This window comes from Streptomyces sp. MAI_2237 (assembly GCF_054189285.1).
On sequence record NZ_JAJPGQ010000005.1, the window covers coordinates 615,227 to 628,686 of the forward strand.

Annotated in this window: 14 protein-coding genes; 6 read left to right on the plus strand and 8 right to left on the minus strand. The window is 71.8% G+C overall.

What is annotated here, in order from left to right:
• Both glgB and LN251_RS31150 read left to right on the plus strand, forming a co-directional pair.
• Positions 1 to 2,208 (plus strand): 1,4-alpha-glucan branching enzyme, encoded by a 2,208-nt coding sequence (gene glgB, locus LN251_RS31145; RefSeq protein ID WP_458247493.1) that lies wholly within the window; start codon positions 1 to 3, stop codon positions 2,206 to 2,208.
• Between the two features lie 57 nt (positions 2,209 to 2,265).
• Complete coding sequence (locus LN251_RS31150) at positions 2,266 to 3,354, plus strand: glutamate--cysteine ligase 2 (RefSeq protein WP_458247494.1); 1,089 nt, start codon at positions 2,266 to 2,268, stop codon at positions 3,352 to 3,354.
• A 15-nt stretch (positions 3,355 to 3,369) separates the two neighbouring features.
• Here the strand turns inward: LN251_RS31150 and LN251_RS31155 are convergent, their stop codons facing one another.
• On the minus strand, positions 3,370 to 3,603 hold the full coding sequence (locus tag LN251_RS31155) for a DUF6480 family protein (RefSeq protein WP_458247495.1): 234 nt from the start codon (positions 3,601 to 3,603) through the stop codon (positions 3,370 to 3,372).
• 153 nt (positions 3,604 to 3,756) lie between these two features.
• On the opposite strand from LN251_RS31155, the gene LN251_RS31160 reads away from it, so the two are divergent.
• A complete protein-coding gene (locus LN251_RS31160) occupies positions 3,757 to 5,664 on the plus strand; it encodes an AMP-dependent synthetase/ligase (RefSeq protein WP_458247496.1) in 1,908 nt (635 codons plus the stop codon).
• A gap of 131 nt (positions 5,665 to 5,795) precedes the next feature.
• A complete protein-coding gene (locus LN251_RS31165; protein ID WP_142148757.1) occupies positions 5,796 to 6,227 on the plus strand; it encodes an ATP-binding protein in 432 nt (143 codons plus the stop codon).
• A gap of 6 nt (positions 6,228 to 6,233) precedes the next feature.
• Here LN251_RS31165 and LN251_RS31170 read toward each other — a convergent pair whose 3' ends face one another.
• From LN251_RS31170 to LN251_RS31195, 6 genes are all read right to left on the minus strand, one after another.
• Positions 6,234 to 6,689, minus strand: a complete 456-nt coding sequence (locus LN251_RS31170; protein ID WP_458247497.1) for an ATP-binding protein — start codon at positions 6,687 to 6,689, stop codon at positions 6,234 to 6,236.
• On the minus strand, positions 6,686 to 7,069 hold the full coding sequence (locus LN251_RS31175; RefSeq protein ID WP_458247498.1) for an STAS domain-containing protein: 384 nt from the start codon (positions 7,067 to 7,069) through the stop codon (positions 6,686 to 6,688). Before LN251_RS31175 ends, LN251_RS31170 begins: the two co-directional genes overlap by 4 nt.
• A 200-nt stretch (positions 7,070 to 7,269) precedes the next feature.
• Positions 7,270 to 7,656 carry an STAS domain-containing protein gene (locus LN251_RS31180; RefSeq protein ID WP_458247499.1) on the minus strand — a complete coding sequence of 129 codons (387 nt, stop codon included), beginning with the start codon at positions 7,654 to 7,656 and terminating at the stop codon, positions 7,270 to 7,272.
• A complete protein-coding gene (locus LN251_RS31185; protein ID WP_458247500.1) occupies positions 7,653 to 8,753 on the minus strand; it encodes a cobalamin B12-binding domain-containing protein in 1,101 nt (366 codons plus the stop codon). The genes LN251_RS31180 and LN251_RS31185 overlap by 4 nt, the downstream gene beginning before the upstream one ends.
• A complete protein-coding gene (locus LN251_RS31190) occupies positions 8,750 to 10,510 on the minus strand; it encodes a PP2C family protein-serine/threonine phosphatase (protein WP_458247501.1) in 1,761 nt (586 codons plus the stop codon). Before LN251_RS31190 ends, LN251_RS31185 begins: the two co-directional genes overlap by 4 nt.
• A gap of 55 nt (positions 10,511 to 10,565) precedes the next feature.
• Positions 10,566 to 10,901: an STAS domain-containing protein gene (locus LN251_RS31195; RefSeq protein ID WP_458247502.1), complete on the minus strand. Its 336-nt coding sequence runs from the start codon at positions 10,899 to 10,901 to the stop codon at positions 10,566 to 10,568.
• A gap of 201 nt (positions 10,902 to 11,102) precedes the next feature.
• Here LN251_RS31195 and LN251_RS31200 point away from each other — a divergent pair, with 201 nt between their 5' ends.
• Complete coding sequence (locus LN251_RS31200; RefSeq protein WP_058927346.1) at positions 11,103 to 11,474, plus strand: STAS domain-containing protein; 372 nt, start codon at positions 11,103 to 11,105, stop codon at positions 11,472 to 11,474.
• An 82-nt stretch (positions 11,475 to 11,556) separates the two neighbouring features.
• Here the strand turns inward: LN251_RS31200 and LN251_RS31205 are convergent, their stop codons facing one another.
• Positions 11,557 to 12,039, minus strand: coding sequence for a MarR family winged helix-turn-helix transcriptional regulator (locus LN251_RS31205; protein ID WP_458247503.1), 483 nt, complete (start codon positions 12,037 to 12,039; stop codon positions 11,557 to 11,559).
• Positions 12,040 to 12,183: 144 nt separating this feature from the next.
• On the opposite strand from LN251_RS31205, the gene LN251_RS31210 reads away from it, so the two are divergent.
• Positions 12,184 to 13,359 carry a PP2C family protein-serine/threonine phosphatase gene (locus LN251_RS31210; RefSeq protein ID WP_458247504.1) on the plus strand — a complete coding sequence of 392 codons (1,176 nt, stop codon included), beginning with the start codon at positions 12,184 to 12,186 and terminating at the stop codon, positions 13,357 to 13,359.
• Positions 13,360 to 13,460: the final 101 nt, after the last annotated feature.

The window sequence follows — 13,460 nt, forward strand, 5'->3', positions numbered from 1 at the left end:
ATGGCTCTGCGCGAGACCTCGCTTCCCGAGCCCTCCGGCCCTGCCCTGTCCGGGGCCGCCCCGCCGATGGACGACGGCGACCGTGAGCGGCTGCTGTCCGGCCGCCACCACGATCCGCACGCGCTGCTCGGCGCCCATCCGGTCCCCGGCGGCATCGCGTTCCGGACCCTGCGGCCCTACGCCCGCGCGGTGAGCGTCGTGATCGGCAGGAAGCGCCACCGGCTGACGTCGGAGGGCGACGGTCTGTTCTCCGGCGTGCTCCCGCTGAAGTCGATCCCGCGCAAGTACAAGCTGGCGGTGGCCTATGAGGACGGCGAGCACCAGACGGCCGATCCATACCGTTTCCTGCCCGCCCTCGGCGAACTGGACCTGCATCTGATCGCCGAGGGGCGGCACGAGCAGCTCTGGAAGGCGCTCGGCGCCGAGCCGATGACCCACGAGGGCGTGGCCGGCACCAGGTTCACGGTGTGGGCCCCCAACGCCCAAGGCGTGCGTGTCGCCGGTGACTTCACCTGCTGGGACGGCACGGCCCTGCCGATGCGCTCACTGGGCTCCTCGGGCGTCTGGGAGCTGTTCGTGCCCGGCATCGGTGAGGGCGCGCGCTACAAGTTCGAGATCACCTCCCGTCACGGCCACCGCTTCCTCAAGGCCGATCCGATGGCGCGCTGTGCGGAGGTGCCGCCGGACACGGCGTCGATCGTGCACGCCTCCCATCACAAGTGGGGTGACGCGAAGTGGATGGCGCACCGCGGTGACGTCCCGGTGCACGAGGCGCCCTTCTCGGTGTACGAGGTCCACCTCCCCTCCTGGCGGCCGGGCTTGACCTACCGTCAGCTGGCGGAGGAGCTGCCGTCGTACGTCAAGGACCTCGGCTTCACGCACGTCGAGTTCATGCCCGTCGCCCAGCACCCGTTCGCCGGTTCCTGGGGCTACCAGGTCACCGGGTTCTACGCCCCGACCTCTCGGCTGGGCACGCCCGACGACTTCAAGTATCTGGTGGACGCCCTGCACCGGGCCGGCATCGGCGTGATCGTGGACTGGGTGCCGGCCCACTTCCCCAAGGACGACTGGGCGTTGGCGCGCTTCGACGGCGACCCCCTGTACGAGCCCGGGGACGCGCGACGGGCCGAGCACCCGGACTGGGGGACGTACGAGTTCGACTACGCGCGCACCGAGGTGCGCAACTTCCTGGTCGCGAACGCGACGTACTGGTGCGAGGAGTTCCACGTCGACGGTCTGCGCGTGGACGCCGTGGCCTCCATGCTCTACCTCGACTACTCGCGGGACTCCGGCCAATGGGAGCCGAACGTCTTCGGCGGGCGGGAGGATCTGGCGGCGGCGGACTTCCTGCGGGAGATGAACGCCACCGTGTACCGGCGCAACCCCGGGGTCGTGACCATCGCGGAGGAGTCGACCGCCTGGGACGGCGTGACACGGCCGACCGACAGCGGCGGTCTGGGGTTCGGCCTGAAGTGGAACATGGGCTGGATGCACGACTCGCTGCAGTACATGAGCAAAGAGCCGGTGCATCGCAAATACCACCACAACGAGATGACGTTCTCGATGGTGTACGCCTACAGCGAGAACTACGTGCTGCCCATCTCGCACGACGAGGTCGTGCACGGCAAGCAGGCCCTGGTGTCGAAGATGCCCGGCGACTGGTGGCAGCGACGCGCCAACCACCGCGCCTACCTGGGCTTCATGTGGGCCCACCCGGGCAAGCAACTCCTCTTCATGGGGCAGGAGTTCGCGCAGGGAGCGGAGTGGTCGGAGGCGCACGGGCCCGAGTGGTGGCTGCTCGACGCCGACTACTGCGCCGAGGGCGACCACCGCGGGGTGCGGGACCTGGTCCGCGACCTCAACCGTCTCTACCGGCGCACGCCGGCGCTGTGGCAGCGGGACACCGATCCGGCGGGTTTCCGGTGGGTGCTGGGGGACGCGGCCGAGGACAACGTCTTCGCGTTCCTGCGGTTCGACGCCGACGGCAGCCCTCTGCTGGCCGTGTCCAACTTCTCGCCGGTGGTCCGGCACGACTACACACTCGGCGTCCCCGACGAGGTGCCCGTGTGGCGGGAGGTCCTCAACACCGACGCCGCGTGCTACGGCGGCGGTGATGTCACGAACGCCGACGACCTCAAGCCGGAGAACGGAAGGATCACCCTGACCCTGCCGCCGCTGGCGACGGTCTGGCTGGCCCCCTTGGCGTGACCGTCAGGGGGTACCCGGGGACGTCGTAGACCCCGCGAAGTCCCGGAGGCGGCTCAGGTGCGCACTGTCGGAGTGGAGGAGGAACTCCTCCTGGTGGACCCGGAGACGGGTGAGCCCAAGGCGCTGTCCGGCGCCGTCCTCGCCCGTGCCGAGCACAGCGGCACGGACGAGGGCGTGTTCGAGAAGGAGCTGTACGGCCAGATGCTGGAGTTCGCCACGCATCCGCAGGCCGACATGAAGGACCTCGGCGACGAGATCGTCCGGTGCCGCCGGGAGGCGGCCCGGCACGCCGGGGAGATCGGGTGCACGGTGGCGGCGCTGGCCTCCTCGCCTCTGCCCGTCAGCCCGTCCGTCGGGCGGAGCGGCCGCTACCAGTGGATGGCGGAGCAGTACGGCATCGCGGTACAGGAGCAGCTGGTGCTGGGCTGTCACGTCCATGTGGCGGTCGAGTCCGACGAGGAGGGCGTCGCGGTCCTGGACCGGATCCGGCCCTGGCTGTCGGTGCTGGCGGCGCTGAGCTCCAACTCGCCGTTCTGGCAGGGCCAGGACTCGTGCTACGCCAGCTACCGCAGCCGGGTGTGGTCGCGCTGGCCGTCGGCCGGGCCGACGGAGGTGTTCGGCTCCGCCGAGCGCTACCACCGGCGAGTGGCGGACATGGTCTCGAGCGGGGTGATCCTCGACGAGGGCATGGTCTACTTCGACGCCCGGCTCTCCCAGCGCTATCCGACGGTGGAGATCCGGGTGGCGGACGTCTGCCTGCGGGCGGAGACGGCCGTACTGATCGCCATGCTGGCGCGAGGACTGGTGGAGACGGCCGCACGGGAGTGGCGGGCCGGTCGAGCACCGATGGACCACAGTGTGAGCCTGATGCGGCTGGCGGCCTGGCGGGCCGCGCGCTCCGGCCTGGGGGAGGAACTGCTGCATCCCTCGACGATGCGCCGGCTGCCCGCCGAGACCGTGGTGGCGGGGCTGTTGCAGCACGTCGAGGAGGCGCTCGGGGAGAACGGTGACCTGGAGCGGGCGCGCGCGGCGTGCGACACGCTCCTGGACGGCGGGACCGGCGCGCGGATCCAGCGCGAGCTGCTGGAGCGGACCGGGAGTCTGCGCGAGGTCGTGACCACCTGCGCGCGCCTCACCCAGGAGTGAGACCGCGCGGCGTGCTCAGAAGATCAGGACCAGCGCGTACACGAGGAAGAACGCGGCGACCAGCACGACGAGACCGATGATCAGCGTCAGGGGTCCCTTCGCCCAGCCCTTGGTCGGGTTGTGCGTCTCGCGGGGCCCCGCCTCGGGCATGCTGCTCTCCGCGGGCGGGGTCTCACCGGGCGGCACTCCCCCGCCCGGCTCCAGGCCTGTGGTGCGTTCGGGTTCCGGATCGGGATTGACGAAGCTCATGCCCGCCGAGTCCCCAGATCGCCACCAGATCATCACGGGTCCGCAACTTCGCACGTTCCGGTCACCATCCGCACGCACCTGAGCTAGATTCGAGCACCGCCGACAACGGAACCCGTCGGCATGGTCACCCTCCGTACAGCTCAGGAGCAGCGCATGCGCGACGTCGCCCTCGCTCCCCTCACCGTTTCCCCCCTGACCGGCGGGCTGGCCGACAGCATCTTCGACACGGCGGCCCTCGACCCCACCCTTCCGCTTCTCGCCCGCCGGGCCGACCCCGCCTCCCCCACGTGGGAGGAGGTGAGCGCCGTGGAGGTGCGCGACGAGGTCGTGGATCTGGCCAAGGGGCTGGTGGCGTCCGGGATCTCACCGGGCCACCGCGTCGCGATCATGGCACGGACCCGTTACGAGTGGACGGTGCTCAGTCACGCCCTGTGGACGGTGGGCGCCGAGGTCGTGCCGTTGTATCCGACGTCCTCGCGCGAGCAGGTGGAATGGGTCCTCAGGGACGCCGGCTGCGTGGCCGTCGTGGTCGAGGACGAGCAGGCGGTGATGACCGTCGGCTCGGTGTGCGGTGCGCTGCCGCGGCTGCGTCACGTCTGGCAGCTGGACGCCGGAGCCATGGACGACCTCGTCGCGCGGGGGCGGCTCATCCCGCTGGCCACCGTCGAGTCGCTGCGGCGCATCGTGCTGCCGGACTCCACGGCGGCCATCAGCTACACCTCCGGCACCACGGGCCGGGCCCTGGGCTGCGCCCTGAGCCACCGGAACCTGGCGAGCGCCTGCGACACGCTGCTGACCGGCTGGGGCCACACCGTGGTCCCCCCGGGCGAGCGGCAGGCGTCGGTGCTGGCCTTCCTGCCCTTCTCCCACGTCTACGGCCTGCTGGTGCAGACCCTGTGCGTGCGCGGCGGGATGCTGATGGCGCACGAGCCGGACATGAGCGAGGAGGCCCTGGCCGCGTCCCTGCGCACCTTCCGGCCCTCGTATCTGTGCGCCGTCCCCTCCCTGCTGGAGAAGATCTACAAGAACTTCCTGCGCGCCGCCCAGGAGGCGGGGCGCGGGGCGCTGTTCGAGCGAGCCGCGGACACGGCCCGGGACTTCGCCGCGGCGCTGGAGCGGCAGCGGCTGGGCGGCGGTTCCGGTCCCGGGTTCGACCTGCGGCTGCAGCACGCCCTGTTCGAGCGGACGGTGTACCGCAAGCTGCGCGCCGCCCTCGGCGGCCGGGTGCAGCGGGCCACCTCCGGCGGTTCCTCCCTCAGCCGCGAGCTCTCCCTCTTCTACGAGGGCATCGGCATCTACGTCAACGACGGGTACGGCCTCACGGAGGCGGCCGGCGGCGTCACCGCGCAGCCGCTGGGCCGGGAGATGTCGGGGACCGTCGGCCAGGCCGTGCCGGGCACCGACATCATCGTCGCCGACGACGGCGAGATCCTGGTGCGCGGGCCGTCGGTGTTCCAGGGCTACATCAACGCCGAGGCGGCAACCCGGTCCGTGCTGCGCGGCGGCTGGCTGGCCACCGGCGACCTCGGGCGGCTCGACTCGGAGGGTTACCTGACGATCACCGGCCGCAAGAAGGACATCATCGTCACCAGCAGTGGCAAGAACGTCGCGCCGGCCGCTCTGGAGCAGCGGCTGAGGATGCATCCGCTGATCCACCAGGCCGTCGTCGTCGGCGACAACCGGCCCTGCGTGGGGGCGCTGATCACCCTGGACCCGAAGTTCCTGGCGTACTGGCGCGGCTCTCTGTCGCTGCAGAGCGACATGCCGAGCCACCAGGCCCGTGAGGAGAACGCGCTGCGGGAGGAGATCGGCCGGGCCGTGGCCGCCGCCAACAGCGCCGTCTCGCGCTCGGAGTCGATCCGGGTCTTCCGGGTGCTGCCGGACCAGTTCGACATGGCCAACGGACTGATGACCCCGTCCATGAAGCTGCGCCGGGATGCCATCGTGCGGCATTACGCGTTCGAGATCGACGCCATGTACCAGGCCCGCTCGCGAACGGCGCGGCAGACCGTGCCGGACGAGCTGTCGAGCTGGGACGAGTCCGACGACGTGTTCCGATGAGCGGCTGTGACGTACGGTGTTCGTCACGACCCGCCGGTTTCGGTACGCGTAGCCCTCGCGCACTCGGGAACCAGGAAACGACAGGGACACAGGGGCGGGGCTGTGACGTGACCGCCGAGCGGGAAGGCGAGATGGCAACCGATCACCGTTGGCACGGAAGTCCGGTCTCCGGCAACATGCCGGAGCGGGTCGCACGCTACCCGGGCGAGCTCCACAATGTGACGGACGCCCGTCTCGACGCGGAGCAGTTCCTCGACGATCTCGCCCAGGTCACACCACCGACCGCGCCGGAGCACTGGGACGACATACTGCTGGTCGTCACGGAACTCACGGCGAACGCGGTCCAGTACGCTCCCGGCCCCATCGAGATCCGGTTGCGCCCGACCTTCGACGGGGTGCATCTCGTCGTTCACGACACGAGCAGCACCCCTCCGGCCCCGCGTCCGTTCCACCGGGACGGAAGCGGCGGGGTCGGCTGGCATCTGGTGCACGCGCTGTGCAGCCAGGTCAGCGTCGTCACCAACGACGCGGGGAAGGACATTCACGTCTTCCTGCCCTGGTGAGGGCGGTCACGGCGTGGCGCGCAGGGGCACCAGGACGCTGATCGTCTTGCCTCCACCGCCGCGCCGGTCGATGCCGATCTCACGCGCCAGGCGGATGATGAGCGGCCAGCCGTAGCCGTGCCCGTGATGGCCCACCGGCAGCGCCCCGGAACCGTAGGCGACGTCCGGGATGTCGTCGCTGTTGTCGTGCACCGCGAGCCGGACGCCGCCGGGGGTGAGGGCGACCTCGAAGGCCGCCAGCCCGTCACCGTGCCGGATGGCGTTGGTGACCAGCTCGGACACGACGAGGAGCAGGTCGACGACATCCTCTTCGCGCGCCGTCCGCGATGCCGTGTCCCACCCGTGCCGCACCACGGACCGGGCGTACTCACGCGCCTCGGCCGCGGTCGTCACGTGCGGTGCGGCCAGTGTCCCGCGGGGCATGCCGCCGTTCTCCTCGGCCGTCTGGTCGGGCCGGCTCACCGCTCCGTCACTGCCCAGGGCATCTCCACAGCCGACCGGACGTCCGGAGCGAGGACGAAGAACCTCGCGGTGCCTGTCACTTCAAACAGCCTTTCGATGCTTTCGTTCAACGGTCCCGCCACCACCAGCGGCCTGCCGCCCGCCAGGTGGGCCTGCTGTGCCTCCAGCAGCACGTGCAGGATGGCGGAATCGGCGAACTCGGTGGCCGAGAGGTCGACGACGGTGCGCGCGGACGCGGCCCGGTTCGCGTCGCTCAGCGCCTCCGCGAGCCGCGGAGCGCTGTCGATGTCGACATCCCCGTGCACGCTCACCACGGTGACGTCCTGTTCTCCCTCTCGTACGCGGTGCTGGACGACGGCAGGTCTCTGATCGTCGGACATACGGTTCACCTCCGGCTCAGGAGGTGAGGGAGTCTGTCGGCGCGGGCCCCTCGTAGGGGCCGACGCTCTCCGGGCATGCCGGATCCATGGTCACGCTGCTCCTTCCAGAATCGGTGACGAGTCGCCGCCGCTTGCTTCTCAGCAGCAGTTACCCGGCTCTCCCGATCACATTCGGTACGACTTTTCCGCGGCCGCCCCGCTCAGCCCGTCCCCGGCCGTCCCTGGCCGCCGGAGGCCTGCTCGGGGGCGGTGAGATGGCCGAGCGTGCCGGTCATCACAAGGACGCGCTCCAGGGCGACGGGGCGCTCCTCGAGGACGAGCCGGACGCCCGCCTCGTCGGCACGGCGCCTGAGCAGCAGAAGGGCGGACAGGCCGGAGGAGTCGAGGCAGTGCAGGCCGGCGAAGTTCAGGCGCACCAGGTCGGCGCTCCCGTGCCGAGCCGAGTCGCCGGTGGTGAGCAACGGCGTGACCGCGTCCACGAGTTCACGATGGGTCTCGTAGTCGAGGTCGCCTTCGACGCGCACCACCGCGCCGTCCGGATCATGGTCGACCTGGAGGCCGAACAGCGGTGGGTGAGGGTTCGTCATACGTGCTGTCCGTCTCCTGGCTTCCTCGGTTCCGGCGAATGTGTGGCGAGTGTTTCCCGTGCCGACTCGAGAGTGCGCGTCGCGCGAGGGAAGTCCTGGAGCCGTTGCGCGAGGAGTTCGAGCGCCGGGTCCAGTGACCGGGCGGGCACGTCACGGGCCGTCAGCACGTCGGCGGTCCAGGCGATGAAGTCGCGGAAGAGGTCCTCGTCGGCCACGTACAGGGCCGCCGCGAGGTGGTCGAGGATGTGGCCGATGTCCTCGGCCGTGCGCTGCCGCTGCCGTTCGCTGTAGGCGCGCATCGGCGGGAAGCGGTCCTCCAGCCCTACGAGGGTCTCCTTGAGCAGCTCCCGCCGGGTGCCGACCACCATGGTGTACTCCTGGTCGGTCAGGTGGGGCAGGTCGTCCACGGTCTGCCGGACGGCCAGCAGGTCCGGCCGGGTGAGCCCCCGGTCGAGGACTTCGGCGGCCTCGCGGGCGTGCGCCGCCCAGGCGTCGGCGCCCAGGGCGCGGGCATGGCGCCCGTCGGGCCCGAAGGCCGCGCCGCCCGCGACGACCGGCACCCCGACCGCCTGGCAGGCGGTGATCGCCGCGTGGGCCGTGGGCAGGTGCGGGGAGAGCGTGGCGGACAGGGCGACGACGCGGGAACCCGTCTGGTGCAGATGGGCGATGAGGTGGGGGGTGGGCACCTGCGCGCCGAGGAAGTCGACCTGCCAGCCGCGCCGGCGCAGGACTTCGGCCAGCAGCCTGGCCGGCAGCGCGTGCCACTCCCCGTCCACGCAGGCCACGGTGACCCGCGCCCGGGTCGGTGCGGTACCGCGGTGCTCGGGGTGGTGGGCGAGGGCGGCCACCACCCGTTCATGGATGGCCGTGGCGGCGTGCTCCTCGGCCACGGTGAGCCGGTTCGCCGCCCATTCCGTACCGACGCGCAGCTGGACGGCGCCTATCACGTCCAGCAGCACCGTTTCGGCATCGAGGCCGGAGCCGACGGCGTCGAGGACGGTGGCGCAGGCCCGGTACTCGTCACCGGCCCGCACCGCCGTCCAGAGTCTGTCGCGGACGGTGTCGAGGTCGGGACGCGTGGCGTGGTGAACGGTCATGCCGTGTACCTTCCCCGGGTGTGGCCGTCCACCGCGCTCAGATGGGCGTGGCGCGGGGCGGTCACGGCCACCAGGGCCATGTCGTCGTGCCGGCCGCGGCCGACCCACTGCTCGGCCAGCATCCGCACATGGTCCACGACGGCCTCGGCGGGCATGCCGGCGCAGTGGGCGAGCGCGTCCTCGACCCGGTCGTGGCCGAACATCTCATCGCCGAGCGGGCCGCCGCGGGCCTCGGTGACGCCGTCGGTGAACATCAGGCACGTCTCGCCCGGGGCGAGTTCGACGTGGGCGGTGGTCGAGGTGATGTTCCAGAAGACCCCGACCAGTGAGCCGCGCGTCTCCACACGCTCCACCCGGCCGTCTGCGCGCACGACCAGCGGCGGCGGGTGGCCGCCGCTGGTGACCCGCAGGTGCACCGTCCGCTCGACACGCCGCACCGAGGCCAGCAGCAGGGTGGCGAACCGGGTGTGGTGGGAGTTGATCAGGGCGCCGTTGAGCAGTTCCAGCAGCCGCTGGTGGTCGCCGGCGAGCGGCAGCAGGGCCTGCAGCGTGTTGCGGATCTTCCCGGTCAGTACGGCGGCTTCCAGGCCCTTTCCGCACACGTCGCCGAGCGCGACCATGGTCTCCCGGTCGGCGTCCGTACCGGGGTGGACGTCGTAGAAGTCGCCGCCCACGCGGTCGCTCTCCGCGGACGGCCGGTAGGCCCCCGCGTACTCGACGCCGTGCACCGCCCTCAGCGTGGGCGGCAGCAGGTCGCGCATCAGGGTGGAGGTGATGGCCGCCTGCTCCGCGTACATGCGGGCCGCCGACATCGCCGCTCCGGCCCGGGCCGCGAACAGCCGGGCGAAGATCTCCTCGCTCTCCGAGAAGGCCCGCCGGTCTCCCGTGCGCAGCAGTATCAGCGCGCCGGCCGGCACTCCGTGTCCCGGCAGCGGGGTGACCACGGCCGAGCCGACGCCGGGCAGGTCCTCGGGCACCAGCCAGGCGGGGATGCCGGCCGGGTCGATCCAGCGCGAGGGCACCGGGGGGAAGCCGCGGAGGGCTTCGCCGAGCCCTGGGACGCCGGTCGGTTCGGCATCCACCAGGCGGTGGACGATCCGGCCGTCGGTGCCGCAGTGGGTGACGGGGATCCGGCCGCCCCTGGCCGGGGCGACCACGACGGCCGCGTCCGCGAGGTGCTCGGCGGCGAGGGAGGCGGTGACCTCCATGCACCGTTCAAGGTTCAGTGAGGCCAGCAGCGCGCTGGAGGCGGCGGCCAGGAAGGCGGTGCGCCGGCGCTCCTCGTCGAGGCTGACCTCGGCCTTGCGCCGGTCGGTGTCGTCGACCAGCCACCACGCCACGTTGCCGTCGTCCGTGCGGGTGGGACGGCCCTGGAACACGCGGTCGCCGAGACAGCCGTGCGCGGCCGAGCCGGCCGCGTCGTCCGGGGCGGGCCGGCCGGGGGTGAGCCGCTCGTGGGCGCCGGCGATCCAGGCCGGCGCGACGTCCGCGAGGCGTGTGCCGACCGCGGCCGCCGGCAGCAGTTCGGCGGCGGCCGGATTCAGGCCGACGACACCGCCCTGGGGGTCGGCGACGAGTACGGGATAGGGCGCGGCGCCCCAGGTCTCGGCCGAAGGGGCTTCGCGCGGGCCTGCGAGAGCGTGCTGGGATGTGTCCACAAACAAGGCACGCGGTGGCGCGCCCACCGCCTTCCGGGACGAGGACTGTTTCCTTCCGACAACTCTCCCCCGAGTGACACCGTAACGGCAAGGGGCCATGGGCAAACCACCCGGAAGGGGACGCGGGACCGGCCGGCGGTGTCCGGGCGCGGAGTCAGTTCGACCCGGCGGCGGCCGCGTAGGCCTCCCAGCGGGCCTCGGGCCACATGTCGGCGGCCAGGGCGAGCAGCCTGGACGGCTGGGGCCGCAGGCCGCGGACCCGCAGCAGCCCGCCGCGTCCGGTGACGGACAGGTCGACGGTCCGCAGGACGTGGAGCAGCGAGGAGTCCACGAAGTCGACGCGGGCGAGGTCGAGTGTGAGATGCCGGACAGTGAGCGGCAACCGGGCCGCGGCGCTCTCGATGCCGGGCCGCGCGCGGTCGTCGATGTCGGAGTCCACGGTCAGGGTCGCGGCGCGACCGCCGGGGCTCAGTGCGATACGAGTGCCCATTGTTTCGGGCCCCCTCTCCACGGGGGTGGTAGCCGTCGCATACGGCTTCTGGGCACCTCCACCGTGTCACGCACGGAGCCGCGCGTCGAACCGCTCATGAGCATCTTCGTGAGGTTGCGAGGCATGACGTGGGCATTCAGGGGTAACCGCGGTTCCGCGGTGCACACCGCTCGCCGTTAAGCGCTGTTGTTGGAGGTAGACGTGTCCGTTGCCCAGAATCCCCTGTCCGTCGAGGTCAGCCTGCCCCGTGAGGATGTGGCCCTGATCACGGTGCAGGGCTACTTGGACGCCGACACCGCGACCGAGTTCCAGCACCATCTCGCCAACCAGCTGCATCACGGCCGCCGGCACTTCCTGCTCGATCTCGCGGAGGTGCCGTTCATGGACTCCTCCGGGATGAACATCATCCTGCGCGTCTACCAGGAGGCCCGTGTGCTGCCCGGCAGTGTGCACATCATCTCGCCGACCCCCGCCGTGCGGCGGATTCTCGACCTCACCGGAGTCAGCCTCACGGTGCCGGTGTCGGAGAGCACGGAGGAGGCCCTTGCCCTGGTCGACCAGCCGCAGTCCTGAGAGTCGTTGCTGTTTGACAACTGTTGACGCAGGCAACAGAGTGAGCTCGCACGTGGGCGGGAGAGATCGGGATGAGACGGGGTCAGGCGGTGACGGCGGCGGACTCGCCGTCGTCGTGGATCTGCGTCGCCGCGGCGGTGCAGAAGGCCTCCAGCCCCTTCAGCAGGGCGGACCGCTGGGCGGTCGGCATCTGTTCGAGGACGGACTGCAGCGCGCTTTCGCGGCGCCCGCGCAGACCGGCCAGAAAGGCACGGCCGCGGCGGCTGAGGTACAGCTCCAGCTCCCGCCGGCTGGCGGTCGCCGCCCTGCGCTCGACGAACCCCACGGCCTGCAGCCGGTCGCACAGCCGGCTCGTCGACGGCGGCGTCGAGCCCAGCGCGTCCGCGAGCGTCCGCAGATTGATGCCTTCGTTGTGCTCGAGGATGAACAGGACACGCAGCTGGGAGGCGGAGACCGGTGCTGTCGAGGCCCGGCCCCACAGGACCTCCAGCAGTTCGGCCGCCTCGGAGGTCACACGCGCCACCTCCTGGGGCTCCGGGCGCGGGTGCGAGATCGTCACCCGCACACCTTCTCAGGCTTGCCCGTCACTGTCAGCCCGCCCGGGTGCGCGGCGCACGGGACCGGACGCGGTCCGGACGGACCGGGTGGCTTCGTCGCGGCCGTCCGCACGCGGCGGCGCGCCCTCGCACGGAACGGCACGACCGACGACGTGAACAGACTCGTGGCCGCCGGGCGCGCCCTGCGCACCGCGGCTCCATACCGACTGGCGGCGACCGTCCGTGACGTGCTGTGCGGTCACTACGGCGCCGAGAACGCCGAGTTCCTGATGGTGGACTACGGGCTGACAGTGCTGCAGCCCGTCTCCGCGCCCGCGGACCCCGCGCAGGCGGTGCCCGTGCACGGCAGCGCGGCGGGACGGGCGTTCGGGGCGCAGCAGCCCTTCGTGATGCGCGACGACGACGGCCGGACGTGGCTGCACCTGCCCGTGACCGCGCGCGGCGACCGGCTGGGCGTGCTCCGCGTGACACTGCCGCCCGGCGCGCGCCCCGAGGACGACCTGACGGAGCTGACCGAGCTGGCCCGGATGCTGGGGCACGAGGTGCCGGCGGCCGAACGCGACACCGACTTCTACGAGTTGGCCCGGCGCACGGGCCGGCTCACGCTCGCCGCGGAGATGCAGTGGCAGCTGCTCCCGGCCCGGTCCTCGGCCGGACCGGAGTATGCCCTCGGCGCCCAATTGGAGCCCGCCTACGCGACCTTCGGCGACAACTTCGACTGGTCGGTGTCGGCGGACCGGCTGCTGCTGTACGTCACCGACGGCATGGGCGAGGGCATCGACGCCTCGCTGCTGACCGGCCTCGGGATCAACGCCCTGCGCAACGCGCGACGGGCCGGCATCCCCATCGCCGACCAGGCGGCCCTGGCCGACCAGGCGGTGTACGCCCAGTACCGGGGCCAGGCGCACCTGTCCGTCCTGCTGGTGGATCTCGAGCTGTCGTCGGGCCGCCTCCAGGTGGTCGACGCGGGATCGCCGCGGATGCTGCGCCTGCGGGACGGCGCGGTGACGCCCGTCCGGCTCGAACCCCAGCTCCCGCTCGGCATGTTCGAGGAGACCGACTACACGGCACAGGAGGTGCGGCTGCGGCCGGGCGACCGCCTGCTGTTCGTCAGCGACGGGGTCCACGCGGTCACGGCGCCCGGTGGCGAGCAGTACGGGGAACGCGCCCTGGCCCGGGCCCTCACGGCCACGCGGCTGCTGCCGGCGGCCGATGTGCCGGCCGCGATCCTGCGGGAGCTCGGCGGCCATCGCGGCCGACCGGAACCGGACGACGACGCACTCGTGGTCTGTCTGGACTGGTTCGGAAAGCAGCCGATGGGCAGGTGAGACCCGGGCTTCTGCGACGAGACACGCTCGTTACAGTTGTCGCCCGGCAATGGTTTGCGTCGCCCCGGCCGCCCGAGCGGCCGCCCCGGTCCACGCAACGC